The organism is Bacteroidales bacterium (assembly GCA_035353855.1).
Lineage (GTDB): Bacteria > Bacteroidota > Bacteroidia > Bacteroidales > CG2-30-32-10 > DAOQAK01.
Map to the genome: position 1 here is coordinate 22200 of DAOQAK010000034.1, position 23171 is coordinate 45370.

The following is a 23171-nucleotide window of genomic DNA, read 5'->3' on the forward strand; positions in this document are numbered from 1 at the left end:
TACAATTTTTATTTATTCACAAATTATATTTTATTAAGGTGTTCATGAATCGCTTATTTTTTATTTTCAATAATGGCAATTTCATCCTCTGTTAAATCATAAAGTTCATAAACCAGATTATCAATTTGCGTATCGAGCGATTTACATTTTTGTTCGTAAAAGTTTTTGTCTTTATCGGTTTTTGCTTCTGCAAATTTTTTCTTGCTTTCAAGCATTTGTTCAACTAAAGTAACGGTATGGTCGTGTCTTTCTTTTTCGGATTTTATAGAGAAATCAATAGTTTTTATTGGAATAGAATGTAATTCATATAATCCAATTGTAGGCATCTTATACTTATTGCAATACCAATAGTTTAATAATTTTGAATTTAAAAGCCCGCAAATATATTTTAAAGAATGTTTTTTATCCCAAGTTTCATATCTTGTAACATTTGTTGTGTCGAGAAAATAATTTTTTTCATTATCATAAGCAACTAGAAGTTGCATTGAACTATTAACTCTTTGTGTTATTAATTTTTCAGGTACTTCAAAAAATGTTTTTGAATGAGGAAGACAGCCAACTTTTTCTTTCATTAAATCTGGTCGGTACCAAATATATTCATTATCCCAATTCAATTGGTATGATTTAATATTCCTGCCTCTGAATATTTTATAACAATCATTGTTTTGCTTTTCTTTTAAAATAAATTTTTTATCATCACTGGTTTTTATTCCTCTTGAAAATTGTATTATCTTATCTAATGATTCTGTATTATATTTTAATCTTTCATAGATGCCGCTCTTTTCATTATTCCATTCTAAGTCAATTTGAAAATTATCATTAATCCATTCATCGGATTTTATCTCAAATCTTTTAGAAAAATCCTTATTTAATACTTTGATGGTTTTATTATTTTTTGAGCAAATCAATATGATTGTGCTTACAATAACTTTTTCAAAAACTTTAAATCCCATTTCTGCAATTTGTTCAATCGCTTTTTCATTTAGTAATTTTTGACGAAGCAATGAAAAACTTTCGGTAGCAAGCCATGTATGAGGTACTATGAAACCAAATTTATAAGAATTATCATTTACAATATTTAAAGCTTTCTCAATAAAAAATGAATATAAATCACTTTTATTTTTACATGTCCTAAAATTCTTTTGAAAATAATTTCTTTGTATTTCAGGAATAGATACTAAATTAACGTATGGTGGATTTCCGATAATCGCATCAAAACCACCTTTAATTTTTCTTTTAAACGGAATCATTGGGTCGTTCACCTCGTTTGTATCATTATCCCGTTCTTCATCAATGCCAACATCAGGGATGAAGATATATCCTTTCTCCGTTTTATTTTTAAATACTTCGGGAAAAGCGGTTTCATAATCCATAGGATTAATTTTTCGTTCTTCATCGGTTGTAATAGAAGGGTTTTGTTTTAAAATATCCCTGCCAATTAATGAGTTTCCGCAAATAATATTTTTTGAAAGGTCTGGCAGTACTTTACTAAACATAACATCCTGCCTGTTTTGCGTACTACCTATGGTTTCGTCTTCGAGTAATTTTAAAAACAAACTTAACTGAGTAACTTCTACGGCTTGGTAGTCTATATCTACGCCGTAAATGTTGCTTAGTAATATATTTTGTTTTTTCTTTAGTGTTAAATTCCATTGACCATCGCGGTATTCGCACAAGCCATAGCCTTCGCTTCTGCCATCAATTGCTGTTTTGCCTTTTAGTTTTTCATTATAAAACTTAGTATGATATTGTAATAAACATTCGTAAGCGCCAATTAAAAAACTTCCACTACCACAGGCAATATCAGCGAATCGCATTTCCGAAATTTGCTCGGGAGTTTTTCCTTCAATTAATTTACCAATGGTATTATTTATAATATAGTCGACAATATATTTTGGTGTGTAATAAACTCCACCCGCTTTGCGTACTTCAGGCTTTTCTTCAATCTGTACTCTTTTATCGGTTGCATGAACTTCTTTTCCTAAAAACCTTTCATAAATTGAACCTATAATATGTATAGGAATTTCATTAAAAAGAAAGCGGGAATTCAAATGACTTATTCCTTTGCATATTTTTAAAAACTCGTTTTCTTCAGCACCGATAAATTTTTGTTCATCAATAAAATGTTTTTTAAACACAACGCCATTATATTTAGCATCAAGCCTGCGACAAAGCTTAATAAAATCTTCCCATGTGTTTCCTTTGTCGCCAAGGTAGCTGATGTAATGTGTCGGCTCAATTAATTTGTCTTCAAGAAAACGGATAAATACAAGTCGGTCGATGGTTTTTTGTGTTGCTTCGGTAAGTTCTTCGCTGGTTAATCCATCATCATTTTTTTTAAAGGCTTTTGCCAGCTTTTCACGTATAATATCAATTTCAAGTAAAAATGCATCATCAATAGTTTGACTTGTTTCGTATGAAAGCATTGTTTTTCCTGCTGCTTTGCCTTTATGTTTAGGCAAGATCTCTGCAATTTTTTCTATGGAATTATTTGCAACAGCTTCGCGCGAAAACAACCAGTATATTTCTGCAAACTTTTCTTCGTTGATATAATCGCTGTAATGATATTCTTTATAGCATTTCTTTAATGCGTTATTAATATCAGCGCCATATCGGCAATCAAGAATATGAAATTCTTCGAAGTCGGTTAATATTCCAAGTGGAGTTTGTTTGTGCCAGCCATAACGTATGGTTTGGAAATAATCATCAGCGTTTTTCAAATCTCTCGCTGGTTTCTTTGCTTCAACAAGAAATTTGGGCTCTCTGTAGTTTGGTGCAAGCGAAAACGAATAATCTGCACGCTTTTGCGCTCCTTTTACTAAAACTCCTTTTTCAACTTTTACTTCCTGTTCATAAGGATTCTTTTGTGTGTCATGTTGCACATCCCATCCTAGTGCAATAAAAAATTTATCAATATAATCCTTGCGAACTTCTGCTTCCTGGTAATCCTTCGACAAATAATATTTCTCGTTTGCCTTGAAATCTTCAACAAGTTTCTTTATTTGTTCAAAAGCAGTTTCAAATGTTTGTTTCATTATTTAATTGACTTTTTACTAATTTTCAAATGTAAATCTTTTTGGTTTTTTATATCAACGTTTTCAAAATTATTTCACAAGCAAATTTAATTTCTTCATCAGAAATAATAAGTGGTGGCGCAATGCGCATGCAGTGCGGAGCAAAAAGGAACCAGTCGGCGATCACTCCGTTTTTGATACATTTTGAAATGGCTTTTTGATTGGTTTTTGCATCAGCAAGTTCAACAGCAATTAATAATCCTTTTGCCCGGACTTCCTTTATTTTTGGATGTTTCAATAGCTTTAAAAATAATTCACTTTTTTGTTTTGCTTTTATATAAAGCTTTTCATCAAGTATTAAATTCAGGTTAGCTAATGCAGCAGCACAACTTACAGGATGTCCGCCAAATGTGGTGATATGCCCGAGTATGGGATTGTTCGTTAAACTTTTCATTATTTCCTGCGAAGAAATAAATGCACCCAGGGGCATTCCTCCACCCAGGCTTTTGGCAAGTGTAAGTATGTCGGGAATTATTCCATAGTGTTCAAATGCAAACATTTTTCCTGTGCGACCCATTCCTGCCTGTACTTCATCGAGTATAAGCAGCGTGCCGGTTTCGGTGCACTTCCGGCGAAGTTCTTTCATGAATTTGTTATCGGGGATAATTACTCCAGCTTCGCCTTGTATCGTTTCGGCAAGTACACAAGCGGTTTTTTGAGAGATACATTCCAAATCTTTGATATTATTGAATTCGATAAAACGAACATCGGGAAGCAACGGACGATACGCTTGTTTAAAATCTTCACAACCCATCACACTCAGCGAGCCGTGCGAACTTCCATGATAAGCATTTTTGAAAGCAATGATTTCACCTTTTCCGGTAAAGCGTTTTGCGAGTTTCAGGGCACCTTCAATAGCCTCGCTTCCTGAATTAACAAAATAAACGGATGATAAAGATTCGGGTAAAATTTCACTTAGTTTTTTCGCAAGTTGCACTTGAGGCGCTTGAATGTATTCTCCATAAACCATAAGGTGTAAATATTTTTCAAGTTGCTCGTTTATGGCTTTAATGACTGCCGGATGCCTGTGCCCTGTGCCGCTTACAGAAATCCCGGAAATCAGGTCGATATATTTTTTGCCATCTTTATCATATAAATAAATTCCTTCGGCTTTTTCTATTTCAATAGCAAGTGGACTTTCGCTGGTTTGTGCAAGATGACGAAAGAATAATTCGCGTTGTGTCATGTTTTTCTTTTTTATCAAGCAATAAAAATATGAATTATATAATTATAATGACAGTGAATTCGTTGAAATATTATTTGTGGGTTTCATGGTATAACTTTTTTAGTTTATATTTGTATATTTGTATCTAATCTTAAGAAGGATGAAAAAGTTTTTCTTAATCATATTTATCCCGTTTATTTTTGGAATAAATCTTTCAAAATTAAGCGCTCAGAAAATTGGTCCATCCGATTATAATACCATTTCTGCCGGTATTAAATTCGGATTCATTCCGTTCTATGGCGATGTAAGGCAGTTAAAATATTCTACCGATAATCAATACAAAAAAGCAAATTCAGGTTTTGCATTTGAAGTATCAAAAAATTTTAATCATATTATTGGTGTAAGAGGGAATGTTCTTTTAGGAGGTTTATCGGGTTCCACGCCTAATTTGAATCTTCACTTTAACTCAAAATTCAGTGAATATTCTGTTTCTGCTTTAGTGAATATAAATAATCTTATTTCACTTTATCCTAAAAAAGAAAAACTGATCAACACATATTTATTCCTGGGTACAGGATGGGTTAGATACAGGTCAAGAGTGTATTCTTTCGATGAAGATAATTATGTAATAGGATACGGATGGGATTCGCTTGGAACAACTAAAGAAAAGAAAATGACCAATATGGTTTTTCCTGTTGGTGTTGGAGTAAAATTTAAAGCCGATCCTAAAATTGATATCGGTATGGAATTCACACTTCATTTGACAACAACCGATAAGCTGGATGCATGGAAAGTTGAGGATTCCTATAACGACAGGTATAGTTATATAGCAATAAGTTTTTTATATAAAATTGGTGAAAAGAAAGAATATGTAGATTGGGTAAATCCTGTAATGGATACCACTGCTTTAATTGCTGAAAAATCAAATAAAGAAAAGGGAAAAATTAAAGTAACTGAAGAAAAGAAAAATATTGCAGAAAACAAAAAAGAAAATGTTATTGAAAGTAAAGAAATAAAAGTTGTTGAAGAAAAGAAAATAGAAAAGAAAAATATTGAAAATGAAAAAGTAATTGCAGAAAAAAAACAGAAAAAAGAAGCTGAAAAGAAAAATGAAAATGTGCAGGATGAAAAAACCCCGGAAATTAAAACTTCTGAAAAGCCTGTAACTGCTAATGTTGATACAATTAAAAAAGAAGAACTCAAAAAAGAAAAAAATAAAGTTGCTGATATAAAGAAACAGGAAAATGTCGTAGCTGAAAAATCCAAGGAAGAAATTAAAAATGAAAATATAAAGACTGAGCCTGAAAAAAAGAATGAAAATAAAACAGGAGTTAAAACTCAAGAAAATCCCAAGAAAGAAAAAGTTGCAGAAAATAAAAAGGTTGAAACAACTGTTTTAAAAGAAACAAAGGCTAAAGAAAATAAGAAGTCAAAAACCAATGTTGTTGAAGAGAAGGATTATTACATTGTTGTAAGTTCACATAAAACAAAGAAACTGGCTCAGGAAACAATAGATAAACTTGTTGAAAAAGGATATACTGATGCGCAGATCCTGGGAAAGAACAGTTCAGGAATGTGGCGCGTGAGCATAAAAGGATATGATGATTTTGAAAGTGCTGTAGCTGATTACAAGATAATTAAAAAATCGTATACATCTTCAAAATTATTACAAAAGAAAGGTGATTTTTTTACTGATTTTACAAGTAAAGCTAAAGCTAAAACTCAACCTTCACAGCCTAAAACAACTGATACTACGAGAACAAAACCTGTTGCGGAAACTACAAAACCAACAACTGTTATTCAACCCAAAACAGAACAACCAAAAGTAAATAACGAAAAGCCTGTAACGAATGTTGTTAAAACAGACACTGTAACAAAACAAGCAGCAGCTGCAAAACCAGTAAACACAACTCAGCCCACAACTGTTCCGCCGAAAACGGTTCAACCCATTACTAAACCTGTAACGAATGTTGTTAAAACTGATACCGTAGCAAAACAAGCAGCAACTGCAAAACCTGTAACTACAACTCAGCCCACAACCGTTCCGCCTAAAACGGTTCAACCCATTACTAAACCTGTAACGAATGTTGTTAAAACAGACACTGTAACAAAACAAGCAGCAGCTGCAAAACCAGTAAACACAACTCAGCCCACAACTGTTCCGCCGAAAACGGTTCAACCCATTACTAAACCTGTAACGAATGTTGTTAAAACAGACACTGTAACAAAACAAGCAGCAGCTGCAAAACCAGTAAACACAACTCAGCCCACAACTGTTCCGCCGAAAACGGTTCAACCCATTACTAAACCTGTAACGAATGTTGTTAAAACAGACACTGTAACAAAACAAGCAGCAGCTGCAAAACCAGTAAACACAACTCAGCCCACAACTGTTCCGCCGAAAACGGTTCAACCCATTACTAAACCTGTAACGAATGTTGTTAAGACCGATACCGTAGCAAAACAAGCGGCAACTGCAAAGCCAGTAACTACAACTCAGCCTACAACTGTTCCGCCTAAAATAGAACAACCCAAAATTGAACAGCCTAAAGTAAGTACCGAAAAACCTGTTGTATCAGAACAACCTAAAGTTGAACAACTACAAACCGAGCAACCAGCAACTGCTGTTATAAAGAAAGATACAGCTGTTATGCAAAAGGATACTGTAAAAATAATTGAAAAAAATATTTTTGTAATTGCTGCTTCATATCCAACAGAGCAGGAAGCGAAAGATGCAGCAATAGCTTTAACTCAAAAAGGATTTAAAGATGCAGGTGTTGCAGGTAAAAATGAAAAAGGTGAATTTTTAGTTTACTATAAAGTTTTCGATTCTATGGATGCTGCTTTAACCCAGCTTAAAGTTATTCAACGTATGCTTAATCCTTCTGCCTGGATTTATGAAAAAAAATGATTAGCATAAAATTCTCCATTCATTAAACATTTAAAATGTTACCTAACCAGCGAATTTTCGTAAGGAGTTCTGTTAATCAGCGAGCGACCTAAAGTAACTTCATCGGTATATTCCAGGTCATCGCCAATAGCAATGCCTCGGGCAATGGTAGTAATGGTGATGTTGAATTCTTTTAGCTTTTTATAAATATAGAAATTGGTGGTGTCGCCTTCCATTGTAGCGCTAAGCGCCATGATTACTTCCTTCACTTCTCCTTTTGAAACTTTATCAATCAGCGATTGAATAGTAAGATCGCCGGGACCGATGCCGTCCATAGGCGAGATGATGCCGCCAAGAATATGATATATGCCCCGGTATTGATTTGTGTTTTCAATAGCCATTACATCGCGAACATCTTCTACCACGCAAATGACTCCATGATCGCGCTGCGGATTACCACAAATTAAACAAGTTTCAGAGTCGGAAATATTATGACATGATGTACAATAAGTAATTTCTTTTCGCAACCGAATCAGAGATTCACCTATAGCAGTGCTGTAATTATTTTCTTCCTTGAGCATGTGCAACACCAGTCGTAACGCTGTTTTCTTGCCTATGCCGGGAAGTTTCGACAGCTCGTTTACCGCATTCTCAACTAATTTTGAAGGGAAATTGTACACGTTAAATTTATTTACAATGCAAAGTTAATATGTTTTTTGTTTGCACTGACAAAGCCTGAAAAGAATAATTATTTTTGCTTCACATTCACAACTATGAAACCTGTTTATATTTTACTTTGTTTTATAGCGTATACCATTTTACTTTTTTTTGTAACATGGCTCACGTCGCGCAAAGCGAACAACGATTCGTATTATGTTGGAAATAAATCTTCGCCATGGTATGTTGTTGCATACGGAATGATTGGCGCTTCGCTGAGTGGCGTTACATTTATGTCGGTGCCCGGATTGGTAGGCTCACAACAATTTACATACCTGGGTCTGGTGTTTGGTTTTCTGATTGGATATACTGTAATTGCAACCATTCTTTTGCCTCTTTATTATAAATTAAACCTTACATCTATTTATGCATACTTGAATAAGCGTTTTGGTTTCTGGTCGTATAAAACTGGAGCATTTTATTTTCTTTTATCAAGAGTTGTTGGCGCATCGTTCCGGATGTTTTTAGTGGTAAATGTTTTACAGGTTTTTGTTTTCGACCACTGGGGAGTTCCATTTGGTTTAGTGGTGGCGATATTTATAGCATTGATAATTTTATACACTTTTGAAGGTGGCGTAAAAACGATTATCTGGACAGATACATTGCAAACGACATTCATGTTGCTTGGTGTATTCATGTCGATTTATTTTATTTCAAATGAACTGGGATTAGGTTTGGGTGATATTTTTTCTAAGATTAGTGATGCAGGCTACACAAGGATTGCAGAAACCGACTGGCACAGTAAAAACTTTTTTCTGAAACAATTTTTAAGCGGAGCGTTCATTGCTATTGTTATGACAGGACTTGACCAGGAGATGATGCAGAAGAATATCAGTTGTAAGAATTTACGCGAAGCACAAAAAAATATGTTCACTTTCAGCGGGATTTTAGTTTTTGTGAACCTGATGTTCCTTACACTTGGCGCAGTGCTATACATGTATGCTAATTCCAAAGGCATTGCTATTCCGAAGAAAACTGATGACCTGTTTCCTGTTATTGCTTTTAATTATTTAAGCCCTTTGGCAGGATTGATTTTTATGGTTGGATTAGTATCAGCAGCGTATCCCAGCGCTGACGGGGCTTTAACAGCACTCACTACTTCTTTTTGTATCGATTTTCTTGGATTCAAAGACAAAAGCAAATTAGATGAGAAACAGAAAAAGAAAGTTCGCTATATGGTTCATATGAGTTTTGCCACAATATTATTGATTGTTATTTTAATATTCAGGGCGCTGAATAATGAAGCTGTTGTTAATGCCATTTATACTGCTGCCGGATATACTTATGGACCGTTGCTTGGGTTGTTCTCGTTTGGACTATTCACGAAATTTTCAGTGAAAGACAAGTATGTTTGGATTGTTGCAATCCTGTCGCCATTATTATGTTATTTTCTAAGTCTTTATTCCGAAGTTCTTTTTAGTGGTTATAAAATGGGATTTGAATTATTGATTATAAATGGAGCGCTAACATTCTTTGGATTACTTATACTAGTGAAGAAAAATAAGTAAATGAATAAAAAGCAAGCGCGCCGGGTTCCCCGGCGCGCTTAATGACCAAAACTAAAACTGTTTATTTTTTATAATGCTCCTTCATCATAAGCTTTTTCCCCATGTAGTGCAATATCCAAACCTATCTTTTCTGTTTCTTCAGAAATTTTTACAGGAGTAATTGCATTTATAATAATTAACATAAGATAGGTAAAAATAAAAGCATATATTGAAGCTCCAACTACTGCAATAATTTGTTTCCAGAAAAACGAAATATTGCCAAACCATAAACCATCGGTACCTGATGCATTTACAGTTTGTGATGCAAATACTCCAAGAAGAATTGTTCCTAATACTCCACCAATACCATGTACACCCCATACATCAAGAGCATCATCCCATTTCATTTTATTTTTAAATTGTACAGCAAGATAGCATGTGGCGCCTGCAACAATCCCGATAATGGGCGAAGACCACAAAGGAACAAACCCTGCACAGGGTGTAATCGTAGCAAGCCCGGCAATTGAACCGGTAAGTAATCCTATGAATTTTGGTTTTTTTTCACGCGACCATTCAATGAATAACCATGACATGGTTGCAAAGGATGCTGCTATATCGGTATTAAGAAATGCTAATGATGTAACTGTATCAACGGCAACTTCACTACCTGCATTGAAACCGTACCATCCGAACCATAAAAGTCCACTGCCAATAGCAACAAGAGGAATGCTGTTAGGTGTGGAATTTTTATCAACGCGGGCTCCTACATAAAATACAGCTGCAAGTGCTGCAAACCCTGCTGTAGCATGAACTACGATACCGCCTGCAAAATCAAGAACACCCCATTCTGCTAATAAACCACCACCCCATATCATGTGAACAAAAGGGTAATAAACAAGAACCTGCCATACTGTTAAAAATAAAAAGTATGCTTTAAAATTTACACGATTTACAAATGCCCCGGTAATAAGAGCAGGAGTGATGATTGCAAACATCATCTGGTATGCGATAAAAACAAATTCGGGAATTTTCCCATTTGTATACATCGAACTTGGAGTAACACCGTTTAAAAAAGCTTTATCAAAATTGCCAATAATTCCGCCTTGTCCGCCACTGAAACAAAGAGAATATCCAAAAATTACCCACAATACGGTTGTCCATCCCAATGATGTAAAACTTTGTATCATGATACCAAGAATATTTCTTTTGGTAGCTAAACCACCATAAAAAAAAGCAAGCCCTGGAGTCATAAGCATTACAAGGCTTGTGGCCAAAAGCATAAACCCGGTTGAACCCGGTTCGAGGATGCTTGCATCTAATAAAATATTTGCTAACATAAGTTTAAATTTAAATTGTTACTGATTTTATTTTTTTATAAAGTGAATCCAATTACAAAATATAAATTGCTTGCCTGTGGGTTGGCAATTACAGAAGCTTTTACGGGCAATGTGAATTTATCTGTAAATTCAATGGTTCTGTATCCTGTTACACCAAGATTCACTACACCGAATGTGTTGCCATATGCTCCGGCTGCCGGTGTCATGCCCATAAACAAATCAAAAGTATTTTCTTTACATTTTAATGTATAACCTAATTCAAAATAGGATGAATAATAATTTTCAAGTGTAGAATCTTTTTCTGCATCATATCCCCATGCTCTGTCGTTGCCGTAAACATAGGCAGCTGCTAATACCGATATCGGAAATTTTTCAGTGCCTTTATATTGTAATGAACCTTCTATTGCATGGTTAGTGGTTTTTGAATCATATTTAAAATAATGTGTATTGTTCGGGAAAGTTTCATTGTGAATAAAATAATCCGTACATGCAATGGTGAAATTTTTTAAGGTATATTTTGCGTATAAATCTGCTTCATGGTATGTGCCTTTAGTATTGAATGCTCCCCATATTCCCAATTCAAAACCACTTTTTAAATATGCAAATGTTGGTTGTATACTTGGAGCTGTTCCATAATCAAGCCCACGCCAAATATAACGACTGACAATATCTGTAGAAATATTGATTTTCGATTTTGCCTTTTCGTTTTCCTGTGCATTTAAATAAAAATTCGCTATAGTTAAGTAAAAAAATAATAGAATAAATTTTTTCATATTATGGAATAATTTTGACTACGAAATTATTAAGCAGTAATTATTCCTGCAATCGAGCGGATACTGAAAATAAATAAGAGAAATTCGGAAAGGATAATCAGTATTATACTGATAGTAGCTTATGCTTCGGCAATATTATTCCTGATAGCATATTTTACAAGTTCAACTGTGCTTTTTACGCCAAGCTTCTGCATCATATGATTTTTATGCGATTCAACAGTGCGTATGCTGATAAATAATTTGTCGGCAATTTCCTGGTTGCTTAATCCTTCAACATAAAGTTTTAAGATTTGTTTCTCTCTTCCCGATAAATTTTCTTTTTCATCTTCGGCATTTGTTTCATTAGATTTTCTTACTGTGGAAATATAATTTTCAAGAATTATTTTTGACACCGATTCATTGTAATATTCTTTCCCGGCGTGAACTGCCATAATTGCATTAAAAAGTTCCTGTTGTGTGGTATTTTTAGGAAGGTAACCTTTGGCACCTGCCGCTATAGCATTTGTGATAAATTCTTCCTGTGTGTACATTGAAAGAATAACAATCTTAATTTCGGGGTATTGCTTTGTGATTTGTCGGGTAAGTTCAATTCCTGAAATATCGGGAAGAGAAATATCCATAAGAATTACATCAGGTTTTATGAGTTCGATTTTTTCCATGAGTTCTTTGCCATAACTGGCTTCGCCTGTGATTTCAATTTCTGTAGAATCGAGCAACAGCGATTTTATTCCGTCCCTGACGATTTGATGATCGTCGACAAGGAAAATATTAATTTTCTTTTTGTTCATATAAAGGAATTTTAATATCTATTATGGTGCCTTCTCCTTTTTTACTTTTCATTTCAATAGTTCCGCCAATAACATTAACGCGTTCGTGTATGTTGTAAATTCCGTTTCCCTGACTTTTGTAATGTGAATTGTAATTAAAACCTTTGCCATTGTCTTTAATAATAAGCTGAATATAATTTCCAAGTTCGAACAGTTCAATACTCGCATCGGTTGCCTGGGAATGTTTTACAATATTATTCAACGCTTCCTGCGAAATCCTGTAAAGATAAGTACTGATGCGTTCTTCCAGCTTTTTCTTTAATGGTAATGATTCGAAAATAATATTTATGTTTGATGCCTGTCCCATAAGTTTACATAAATTCCTGAGCGCAGTTTCGAGTCCGAATTCCTTGAGAATAGAGGGCATCAGGTTATCCGATATTTTTCTTACTTCATCAATAGTGGTATTAAACATTTCCTGGACTTCAAGCAATGAATCTTTTGATGCATGTTGAGCATTGATAATGTTTTCAAGTTTTAGTTTTATTGCAATAAGAAATTGCCCAAGCCCGTCGTGTAATTCGCGCGACATGCGCTGGCGTTCGATTTCCTGTCCGTCGATAAGTGCAGATAATCTTTTTTCGCGTTCATCTTTTAATGCTGATTCCACTTCTTTACGTTTTGAAATATCTCTTAAAACTGTTGCATTAATTTTTCTTCCTTTGTATTCAACCAGTCCTTGTTGCACTTCTACCGGAAAATTTTTTCCGGTGTTGGAAATACACAAAGCTTCGAAAGCATGAATATTGAGGTAACCGGTGATTTTATTTTTTTTGCTTAATGGTAAAATAATTTCACTGATTTCTTTTTTCATCAGCTCATCTTCAGTAAAACCGGTAAGGATAGACAACGCATTGTTTAATAAAATAGGTTTGTTATTTTCATGTAAAATTATTCCATCAGTTGTAGCTTCATAAAAATGTCTTAATCTTTCTTCTCTTTCGTGCAATTGTTCTGTTGTGGTTTTTAGTTTAGCAGTCATTGAATTGAACGATTCTGTTAAAGCTCCTATTTCATCTTTTCCCGCAACTTCTACTCTTGTATTAAAATCACCTTCACCTATTTTGATTGCTGCATTTTTAAGCCTTATTATTGGTTGAGAGATGGTCCTTGCAATGATATAAGTTATAGCAAGTATAAATAAAATGAGTAATGTGCTAAGAAAAAAAATATCATTCCTGATTTTCATAACTGGGATCATTGCTTCTTTCAAGTCAATTTCTGCAATAATTGCCCAATTGACATTGTGTATATTTAGTTTGCTGTAAGAACTTAGAACAGGTATATTTCTGTAATCATTAATGATTTCCGTTCCCTGTTTTCCTGATAAAGCATTTTGTGAAGCAGTGGTTTTAACACGTTGTTTCATTAATGATTTCTGAATAAAACGGGAATCACTTCGTAAAAAATAATCCTGTCCAACTAAGTATGATTCGCCTGTTTCGCCCAATCCATTTTCGCTACTGTTTTCAAGCATGATGTTATTAATAGCATTGATTGAAATAAGCAATGAAATATATCCGCATTTTTTTTTCTTGTTGTTTAAAATTGGGGATGATATATAATAAGAAGGAAGATGTTGATTGAAAGGGTCGTTTAGAAAATCAAGGAAAATGGAGTTATTGATTTTTGATGAAGAGTCATTAAGAATTTTAATACATGAATATTGGGGCTTTGATAAATTATCAATGTGAAGCGAATCGTTGGATGTAGATGATGTATAAATAATATGGTTCAACGTATCCGTAATAATAAATTTATCATAGTAATCATAAGCCTTTATATAAAGATTGAAGAATTGGTCATATTCATTAGAAGAAATAGAATATATGTTGTTTGAAATTTCTGTTTTTTTAGTATAAGGCAAGGTTGTCATTTCTTTAACTTCGCTTGTTTGAGCAAATAAATAGATATCCCTGAACCGGTCTGAAAAAAAATCTTCTATCCTGTTTTTTTTTACAACCCTTATGGATGTGAGTTGATCAAATGTTCGGTCGGTTAATGATTTACTTGCCGAAAAATATGAATAAACACCAACGATTACAGTTGAGCCTATTCCCATGATCAGGAATAGAATTATCAGCTTAGTTGCTATTGATAAGTTTCTGAAAAAAATGAGTTTCATTCGAAAATGAATTAATTAACAAATATCAGGAAAGTATCCAAATAGATAATAAAATTTCAGTAAAATACTTATATGTTTCAGTAAAATACTTAAATTGGAACAAATGATTTATATTTGCCACGAAAATAAATAGTTCCACTTAATTATAAACTAAATGAAATCTGGTAAATTTTTCAGGAGTATTACAGCAATGTTGCTGCTGGTACTTTCGTCTACTTGTTCATTTGCGCAGGAAGTAACTACAGGTGGTTTAGCCCCTGCACTTATCAATGACCAGCGTTACAATCGTGCCATTCATATTATGGCAATGTTGCTGATTGGTTTTGGCTTTTTAATGGTATTCGTCAGGAAATACGGACGTTCTGCATTAACTGCTACTTTTTTACTGGTAAGCGCTTCTATACCGATATATTTTTATACAAAAGGAATAGGCATATTTGGCAGTGCCAGCGAAGAAATTGAAAAACTGATATTAGCCGAATTCGGCGCTGCCAGTTTATTGATTGCTGCCGGAGCTGTTCTGGGAAGATTAAAAATGCCTCAATATATTTTACTCGGATTGCTTTTTGTTCCATTCTATATGTTTAACGAATGGGTTGTACTTGGTGGAGGGTTGGGATTAATTCCAGCCGGAACTGTTGTTGATACCGGTGGTTCAATAGTTATACACGCATTCGGAGCTATTTTCGGACTTGGTGTAGCGCTTACAATGACTACCAAGCAGGAATTTGAAAAAACAATCGAATCTGATGCTACAAGTGATCGGTACTCTATGCTGGGGAGTATGATATTATGGGTTTTTTGGCCAAGCTTTTGTGCAGCTTTAGTAACTCCGGAGCAAATGCCTCATACTGTTGTAAACGTAATTGTAGCACTTTGTGGTTCAACATTAGCTACCTATTTATTCTCCGTTTCATTACGTAAAAAAATCAGTATTGCCGATATTGCTAATGCTGCTCTTGCTGGTGGTGTTGCAATTGGTTCAACATGTGCCAATGCAAGTCATACTGTTGCAATGATTATTGGTATTCTTGCAGGGGGACTTTCTACGTTTGGATTTGCTGTAATTCAATCGAAACAACAGAAATGGATGAAGCTGATTGATACCTGTGGCGTTACCAATTTGCACGGGCTTCCCGGGTTAATGGGTGGTTTGGCTGCTTTACCTATAATACACGGACTTAATATACAAAGCCAACTTTCGGGTGTTGGGCTTACAATTCTGATCGCTATTGTTGCAGGAATTATAACAGGAAAGATTCTGCCTATTATGGGAAGAAGAACAGAAGCATACGAAGATGCTGAAGAATTTCTTGATGCAGAATAGTTAACTAATTAAGTTTCAGAAATCTCGTTTTTTTTATTTAAAAAGAAACGAGATTTCTTATTTTTGTATCAAACAATAAAGTTATGAGAATAAGATTTCAGGTTTTTTATTGCGCTATGATGTTGATGCTTGTATGTTCATGTACTTCTTCAATTAACGTGATACATATTGATACGAAAAATGAAAATACCGATAACAGGGAAAGTAAAAAGGATTTGTTAAGTAAAGGCATTTATTATTCATTGCCTAAAACGGTTGTTACTGCAAACGTTACTGTTGAAAAAACGGATAAAATAAAAGGGCCTTATGCTTCATACGCATTAAAATACCTGGGGCTTGCAAATGTGATTGAAGAAAATTCAACTTCTTATACAATAAAATCGTTGACTCTTAGCGGTAAAAGTATTCCTGATGATGAACAATATTATTTTATAGATTGCAGTAAAATCAGAAGAAAATCATTATCGCTGAACTTTGGCGAAGAAGGTATGATAACAGGTATCTGTAAAAAAAATATGGAATTGAAAAATATTTTTCCTGATACATCTGTTGCAGGTGATGACAAATATTTTAATGAACACGAATTCCTTAATTCCAATATTGCCTTAGCTTTCGATACTACCATTGAAAAGATAAACCTGGATTCCACAGTAATCACTAAAAAGAATATTAAAAAAGTTTATGTTACCAAAACTGCTGAACAAAAAGCACAGGAAGCTGCTGCTTTAATTTTGAAACTGGAAGAAGCTAAAATTGATTTGTATGCAGGTTATTCGGAAGTGAACTATTCCAAAGAAACTATTCAATATATGGTTGAAAAAATTGAAAAAATGGAAAAGGAATATATTAACTTGTTTACAGGTGCGGTAGTTAAACACACGCAAAAATATTCCTTTACATATATTCCTGTTAAAGGAAAAACGAACATTCCGCTTTTCCGTATGTCTGATAAATTTGGTATTTGCGATACTTCTGATTATAAAGGTGAGGCTGTTTATCTTGCAATTAAACCTATAGGAAATACCGATGTTCTTAAATCATTTGATGAATCGCGTGCCGATGCGAAAGAAAAAAATCATGGCATTTATTATCGTATTCCTGCCAATGCTTGTGTTTCATTAATTCAAAATGAAAAACAAATTGCATCTTCCGATATATTGATTTCGCAATTAGGAATGATTAGTGAAATGAATAACAATAATGTTAAATCGGTATTCCTTTATCCTGAGACCGGTTCAGTGAAAAAAATTATTTTGGGAAAAGGAAAACCAAAACATTTTCATCATCATTGATCTTTGTAAATTAAACTTCAGGAATAACAACATATAATGTCATCGCAGGATAATAATGTATTCAAACTTGTTATTTGTTTTTTTAAAAATGATAATCATATCCTGTACGTAATTCTTATTTGCAGTTTTATACTTTCAGCAATTTGTATTCACAAAGGCCATAACTGGGGTGGCGATTTTTCGCAATATATCGCACAGGCAATATCAATAAATAATAATTCCATAAAAGAGTTGTATGAGCAGAATAAATTCTCAATGGATCATTCTGATATATTATTAGGTCCATACATGTATCCTGTAGGGTTTCCATTGATACTTAGTGTAGTTTACTTTTTCTTTGGAATGAATTTTATTGTGATGAAATGGGTTTCTACTTTATTTTTTATTGCATCGCTTCCATTGATATATCTTATTTCTAAAAAACTTTTATGCAATGAAAAATATGCTTTATTACTTATTGCCTGTGTTGCTTTAAATAAGTTTTTCCTTGTTTTTACCGATAATGTGTTATCCGATTTTCCTTATTTGTTTTTTAGTTTGCTTGCCATATATCTGATGGAAAAGAGTAATACAGCAATGAAACAACTATTGCTTGGAGTTATTATTTTTTATGCATACATCGTAAGAGATATCGGTATTATACTTCTCCCAACGCTTTTAATTTTTCAATTGCAAAAAATAATAATTGAAAAACAATACCAGAAAAAACAATTTTGGCTTTATTCGTTACCTTATTTTGTATTTGCTGTGTTGTTTGCATTGAACCTGCTAATATTGCCATTTGGCAACGCGAAGCATTATGAAATGTTTTTAAATATAAAGTTTACAGCATCATATTTTAATTATTATACAAATCTTTTTTCCGATTATTTTTTTAATCAAACAATTTCCGTTTACTTATGGATTCCATTGTTTTTATTAATACTTACAGGAATGTTGTATAAAATTAAAAATCGGTTTCATATTTTGTTTTATGTTTTGGGAATATATTTTGTTTGCATTATGTGGCCATCGGAACAAGGTATGCGCCTGCTTTTCCCGATAATCCCTTTTGTTCTTTTTTATATGATACAAGGATTTTTATTGTTAAGCAAAACAATTAAATTTAAATATTTAAATGTTACTTTATTTGTGTTTGCATTCTTTATAGTATTGCAGGGACAACGCGATTCTGTTCGGCTTTCAAGAATAAATACAGACGATGTGAAAACTAAAGAAATGGAAAACATGTATGCTTTTATTAAACAAAACACAAATAAAGATGCAATTATAGAATTTGATAATCCAAGAATGTTAAGGCTTTTTACAGAACGAAATTCGTTTTGCTCTTCTTATAGCGATACCGTAAAAACCTATGCAGATTATGTGTTGTGTGGTAAAAATGAAAAAAATGATTCTCTTATTTTAAAAGAAATTTATTCCAATAACAGATATGTTTTTTATAAAATTATTAAATAAAGGGTTATATAAAATTCAATGTAATATCTAATATTTCCGGTCGGTTTCCTATTCTCAGCTGAGGTCCCCATGCACCATATCCATTGGAAACATAATAATACGTATTTCCTTTTTTTATATATCCATGGCTTAATTCAAAAATTGCATTAGTAATATAATTGATCGGCCAGAGTTGCCCGTGATGTGTATGTCCCGAAAGCTGAAAATCTACACCATTTTTTTCTGCATCCTCCAAATGTAAAGGTTGATGATCCATCAGGATTATTGGTAAATCTTTGTTCACATGAGCAAGAATATCTTCCAGTTTTTTTCTGTCTTTTCCGGTTTGCCAGCGTGAGTCTTTGTCATCACGTCCAACAATATAAAAAGAATTTTCAATACCAATACATTCATCGCGTAAAAGTCTTATACCAATACTTGCAATATATGCCGAACTTTTCATGATACCTCCAATGAATTCATGATTTCCTGTAACAGCATATTTGCCCAGTGGAATATCCAGTTTGCGAAAAGCTGCTCCCATGTCCAGTTCTATAACAGGTCGGGGCACTTCGTCAATAATATCTCCGACAAATAAAACCATATCAGGGTTTAGCTTTTTAATTTTATCTGCAAGAGTTTCTGTTCTTTTTCTTCCAAATAAAATTCCTAAATGTATGTCGGAAACAGCTACTACCCGAAGGCTTTTGTATTTCCCCGCTTTTTTATTGATGTCAAGATTTAATTTTCGGATAACGGGGATTCTTGCATTTATAAAACCTGCAATCTGTAAAACAACAACAATAAATACAGATGTGAAAAAAAGTATTCCTTTTGTATTGCTGCATGAAAAATATAATTTTGAAGGAAGGAAACCTATAAAGTAATCAGCAAGCCTGATAATATCGATACACAGGATGATTAGCAGGAAATATAAAATCGCACCAATCCAGAATGAACTCAGCCAGCTTACCGGGCGCGAAACCCTGAACATATGTGTACGTTCAAGAAATTTTCCGAAAGGGAACGAAAGGGATAGAACAGAAAAAATAATATTGAAAATAAATTTGCTTTTATCATCAGAAAGGCAACTATAGCCTCGTTCATAAATATAAAAATTAAGCAGTGCATATACACTGAAAAATATAGTGAAAAAGATTGCAATCGCTTTTTTTCTCATGATTTACAAATTGCAAAACTTCTCGCTAATTTCCCATAATCTTTTTTGTATATCAGGATTATAAGATGATCTGATGGATTTAATTTCTTTTTTCTCTTTAAAGTATTTTCCGCTTATTCCTTCTGCATCGGGCGAAGATGCAAGCCAAATAGCAGTTTCGGCTCCTTTTTCGGCTGTAATAAGAATGGGATTTATCAATTTCCAGAAAAACCCGAAATAATTATTTTTCATGTCGGTCGCAAACCTTGTTTTTACCATGCCCGGATGAAGGCAGTTTGCAGTAATATTTGTTCCCTGCAACCTTCGGGCAAGTTCGTATGTGAAAATAATATTGGCAAGTTTTGATTGTGCATACACTTTGAATGAATCGTATCTTTTTTCAAAATTCAAATCATTGAAATTAATCTTGCCATAATTCGATGCTATCGATGCTACACTTATAATTCGGGCTTTGGGTGCAGCTTTAAGGTTTTCGAGCAAAAGATTTGTAAGAAGAAAATAAGCTAAATGATTTACGGCAAAGGTCAATTCAAAACCATCAATAGTTGTTATTCGTTTATGATTAATTCCTCCTGCATTGTTAACAAGTACGTTGATAACCGGGAATTTTGTTTTTATTTCTATTGCCAGTTTTCTTATTTCTGCTTGTGATGAAAGATCGGCAATGAATAATTCAATTTTATTATTTTTTGTTTTTTCAATAATTGATTTTAAAACGGTTTCTCCTTTTTCCCTGTTGCGGCATACCAGTCCAAGGGTAGCTCCCATGCCTGCCAGAGCAACAGCTGTTGCCAGTCCCATCCCTGAAGTTGCGCCTGTAATAATGCAGATTTTGTCTTTCATAGTTTTTATGATAAGTAGACAAGGCATAAGTAGTAAGTTACTTCTTATTACTTATGCCTTAGTCTTATAAATAAATATTATTATTATTTTGTTACATTCTTCAATGCTTCGTCGGTAGCATCAATTAATGCTTTGCCACTTATTTCGCTGCCTACAGCATTCTTCATCCATTGCTGTGGAACGATGCTTCCTGATGAAAGCATGCGTTGAATTTCAGTTGAAAGACTTTTACCTTCTACATATTTTTCAATCTGGAAATCGATAAGATGACCTACCGGGTATGCTGATAAATAAAGCGGTGCATCAATCATGTGGGAATATATTGCAAGTATGGGTTCATCTTTTACTCCAAAAACGTCGGCATAATATTTATTCCAAACATCTTTTGCAATTAGGATTACCTGCGCTTTCAATTCATCGGCAGTTGCTGTGGGGTGTTCGTACATCCATTTCCAAACCTGCATGTCAACAAGCGAAACACCCATTATTTCATATGACGACCAGAAATTATCAAGAGCGAACAATGATTTTTTATTTACGTCATTATTTTTATAACCCATGAGTTCCAAATCTTTTTGCTGGAATAAAAATGCAATGGCTTCGGTAAATGAAGTGTTAGGAACACTGCGTAAAATGTAATAATCCATATCGTAAAGGGTGAGTGTTTGTTCAACATTGTGACCAAATTCGTGAACTGCAATATTGTATCCCTTGTAGTCCATTCCATTTTTCCCAACCCTGGTGCGGAGATGAGCCTTTTCGGTTTTCATATCCGATTGCCAAGCATGACCAGCGCCGCGCGATGCATCGACCTGAATCTTGGAAGTAATGTATTCTGCTTTTTCTTTGGTGAATCCAAGTTTTACTAAAATATTGGGAAGGTCTTTTGCAAAAGCTTCTTTGGTCGGATATTTAATTCTTAGAACGCTGTCGAGTTCTGATTGAGAAATAGTACTGCGGCTTTTAAATCCATCATACCAAATATCGAAAGGTTGTAATTTTCTTTTTAAACGTTTGCTGATTAAAGTAGCAACTTTTTTTACTGTAGGCGAACTCATAAAGTCAACAAATATTTTTTCTACTGAAGCTTGTGAAAGCTGCATGTCGCGGTCGAACGCACGTTGAATGTATGTTGGATATTGCGGACTATATTTGTCAATTGCTTTTACTGCTTTGAAATTATTCAGTAACATCTGGTAACGTTCATTTTTTTCGGGAGTTCCTGCAACTTCTTTTGTCCCTTTGTAAAGCTTGTTGGTTATGGGATTCCATAAGTAATCTTTTTTATTTATCACTTCAACAGGAATTTCCTGTGAAATAATTTTCTTCATTACTTCATAAATCATTTTTTGTTTTTCCAAACCATCTTTTTCAGCATACTGTGATTTCAGTTCGTCGCGCAATCCCCAATGTGTTATAAGTTTTAAATCGGCTGGGAAAAGGGTTTTCATTTTGTCGTTAACCAGTTTATCCATGCAGATGTTATATCCTGCAATGTAAGAATCGGCTGCTGTAAGTGCGTTGGAAGCGGCTTGTAGTAAATCAGAAGGAACGCGTGCTGTAAATACATCACCAATTTTTGCATAAGCCCATTCAAGCCTGCTCCATGATTTGCCAAGCTCTTCTTTTTCTTTCAGCGTATAAAAAGGAAAATTCAGAATAACCGTAAATGCAATTTTGTTATTGAAAAAATCATCGTTGAAATGTGCGGAGGGATCGTATGCTCCAAAAGTTTCGTCAATAGGCAGCATATCGCCTTCGTCAAGGTGTAATGGTATTTTGAGGTCTAAACCAATTTTATTGAAATGTCCGAAGAGAACTTCAAAATTGGTTGATATACGGTTGAATAACTTTGTTAAATCATCGCCTGTCGCATAATTTTCAAGGCAATATGCCTTAAATGCAGCAGCATCGCCGTCAGCATCTGTCCATAACGAGGCAGCTTGTTTCACACCTTTTTCAATTCGTGCAGTTTCTTTATCACCGAATTTTGCAATCAGTGCTTTAATGGTTTCGTCGGTATTCATTGAAATTTCAGATTTTGATGGATTTGTTTCTTTTGCAAAGAAATGCGAAGCTTCGGTTTTCTGCAAACATATCAGCAGTATGAACGAAAGTAACAGTAATGTGATGTTCTTTTTCATAATTTAATTTTATTTGATTTCGAGTGTTTAGGTTTTTAAATGTATTATACTGTAATTATATATTAAATAATAATATGCTAAAAGTAATTATTATCTGATAATTATTAACTATTAATTCAACCAACAGCTTTCAACGTTAAACGAATGACTTTTTACCGATAGCAAATTTATAAATATTTACTTCTTAGAAGTAATTAGCCGAAGAATATATTTAGAAATAATTCTTGGTGTATTGATTTTTGTTAATTTTAGCATGAATTATACTCATTCTTATCAGGTTTGCAAAAGCAAAACTGTTTAGAACGAGTTATACCGTACAGAAAACAAAAAATATTTTTGCAAACCTCTTTTCTGTCGGTATAATAATAGAAGAAAAAAAGTTTAATTAGTAGGTTTAAGTCAACTATAATAAATAGAATAAATGAAAAAATATATTTTAATAATTGGAATTATTTGTTTGAATTTCAATATTGGAAATTCACAAAATAATATACAATCAGAGGCTGTTTAAATTTCAATTAAAAAAATATTTAAGAGGATTAACCGCCTCCTG

15 protein-coding genes are annotated in these 23171 nt (G+C 33.6%); 5 read left to right on the top strand and 10 right to left on the bottom strand.

What is annotated here, in order from left to right:
• Nucleotides 1-53 precede the first annotated feature (53 nt).
• Both PKK00_09765 and PKK00_09770 read right to left on the bottom strand, forming a co-directional pair.
• A complete protein-coding gene (locus PKK00_09765) occupies nucleotides 54-3035 on the bottom strand; it encodes a TaqI-like C-terminal specificity domain-containing protein (protein ID HNW98680.1) in 2982 nt (993 codons plus the stop codon).
• Nucleotides 3036-3084: 49 nt separating this feature from the next.
• Entirely contained in the window at nucleotides 3085-4260 is a 1176-nt protein-coding gene (locus tag PKK00_09770) for an aspartate aminotransferase family protein (protein ID HNW98681.1), read from the bottom strand.
• Nucleotides 4261-4399: 139 nt separating this feature from the next.
• Here PKK00_09770 and PKK00_09775 point away from each other — a divergent pair, with 139 nt between their 5' ends.
• Nucleotides 4400-7150, top strand: a complete 2751-nt coding sequence (locus tag PKK00_09775; protein HNW98682.1) for an SPOR domain-containing protein — start codon at nucleotides 4400-4402, stop codon at nucleotides 7148-7150.
• Between the two features lie 38 nt (nucleotides 7151-7188).
• Here the strand turns inward: PKK00_09775 and recR are convergent, their stop codons facing one another.
• Nucleotides 7189-7809 (bottom strand): recombination mediator RecR, encoded by a 621-nt coding sequence (gene recR, locus PKK00_09780; protein HNW98683.1) that lies wholly within the window; start codon nucleotides 7807-7809, stop codon nucleotides 7189-7191.
• A 93-nt stretch (nucleotides 7810-7902) separates the two neighbouring features.
• On the opposite strand from recR, the gene PKK00_09785 reads away from it, so the two are divergent.
• Nucleotides 7903-9354 carry a sodium:solute symporter gene (locus tag PKK00_09785; protein HNW98684.1) on the top strand — a complete coding sequence of 484 codons (1452 nt, stop codon included), beginning with the start codon at nucleotides 7903-7905 and terminating at the stop codon, nucleotides 9352-9354.
• Nucleotides 9355-9422: 68 nt separating this feature from the next.
• Here the strand turns inward: PKK00_09785 and PKK00_09790 are convergent, their stop codons facing one another.
• The 4 genes from PKK00_09790 to PKK00_09805 all read right to left on the bottom strand — a co-directional run bounded on the left by PKK00_09790 (nucleotide 9423) and on the right by PKK00_09805 (nucleotide 14395).
• Nucleotides 9423-10670 (bottom strand): ammonium transporter, encoded by a 1248-nt coding sequence (locus tag PKK00_09790; GenBank protein ID HNW98685.1) that lies wholly within the window; start codon nucleotides 10668-10670, stop codon nucleotides 9423-9425.
• Nucleotides 10671-10705: 35 nt separating this feature from the next.
• Nucleotides 10706-11443 (bottom strand): hypothetical protein, encoded by a 738-nt coding sequence (locus PKK00_09795; protein HNW98686.1) that lies wholly within the window; start codon nucleotides 11441-11443, stop codon nucleotides 10706-10708.
• A gap of 119 nt (nucleotides 11444-11562) precedes the next feature.
• Nucleotides 11563-12231 carry a response regulator transcription factor gene (locus PKK00_09800; protein ID HNW98687.1) on the bottom strand — a complete coding sequence of 223 codons (669 nt, stop codon included), beginning with the start codon at nucleotides 12229-12231 and terminating at the stop codon, nucleotides 11563-11565.
• A complete protein-coding gene (locus PKK00_09805) occupies nucleotides 12212-14395 on the bottom strand; it encodes a HAMP domain-containing protein (GenBank protein HNW98688.1) in 2184 nt (727 codons plus the stop codon). The genes PKK00_09800 and PKK00_09805 overlap by 20 nt, the downstream gene beginning before the upstream one ends.
• Nucleotides 14396-14549: 154 nt before the next feature.
• Between PKK00_09805 and PKK00_09810 the strand changes: the two genes are divergently transcribed.
• The 3 genes from PKK00_09810 (at nucleotide 14550) to PKK00_09820 (ending at nucleotide 18472) form a co-directional block, all read left to right on the top strand.
• Complete coding sequence (locus PKK00_09810) at nucleotides 14550-15722, top strand: hypothetical protein (GenBank protein ID HNW98689.1); 1173 nt, start codon at nucleotides 14550-14552, stop codon at nucleotides 15720-15722.
• Between the two features lie 83 nt (nucleotides 15723-15805).
• A complete protein-coding gene (locus PKK00_09815) occupies nucleotides 15806-17014 on the top strand; it encodes a DUF4831 family protein (GenBank protein HNW98690.1) in 1209 nt (402 codons plus the stop codon).
• A 36-nt stretch (nucleotides 17015-17050) separates the two neighbouring features.
• The gene (locus PKK00_09820; GenBank protein HNW98691.1) at nucleotides 17051-18472 is read left to right on the top strand and encodes a phospholipid carrier-dependent glycosyltransferase; all 1422 of its coding nucleotides are present in this window, start codon (nucleotides 17051-17053) and stop codon (nucleotides 18470-18472) included.
• A 4-nt stretch (nucleotides 18473-18476) separates the two neighbouring features.
• On the opposite strand, the gene PKK00_09825 is transcribed toward PKK00_09820, so the two are convergent.
• The 3 genes from PKK00_09825 to PKK00_09835 form a co-directional block, all read right to left on the bottom strand.
• Nucleotides 18477-19631, bottom strand: coding sequence for a metallophosphoesterase (locus tag PKK00_09825; protein HNW98692.1), 1155 nt, complete (start codon nucleotides 19629-19631; stop codon nucleotides 18477-18479).
• Between the two features lie 3 nt (nucleotides 19632-19634).
• Nucleotides 19635-20474, bottom strand: coding sequence for an SDR family oxidoreductase (locus tag PKK00_09830; protein ID HNW98693.1), 840 nt, complete (start codon nucleotides 20472-20474; stop codon nucleotides 19635-19637).
• A gap of 83 nt (nucleotides 20475-20557) precedes the next feature.
• Complete coding sequence (locus tag PKK00_09835) at nucleotides 20558-22618, bottom strand: hypothetical protein (GenBank protein HNW98694.1); 2061 nt, start codon at nucleotides 22616-22618, stop codon at nucleotides 20558-20560.
• Nucleotides 22619-23171 lie beyond the last annotated feature (553 nt).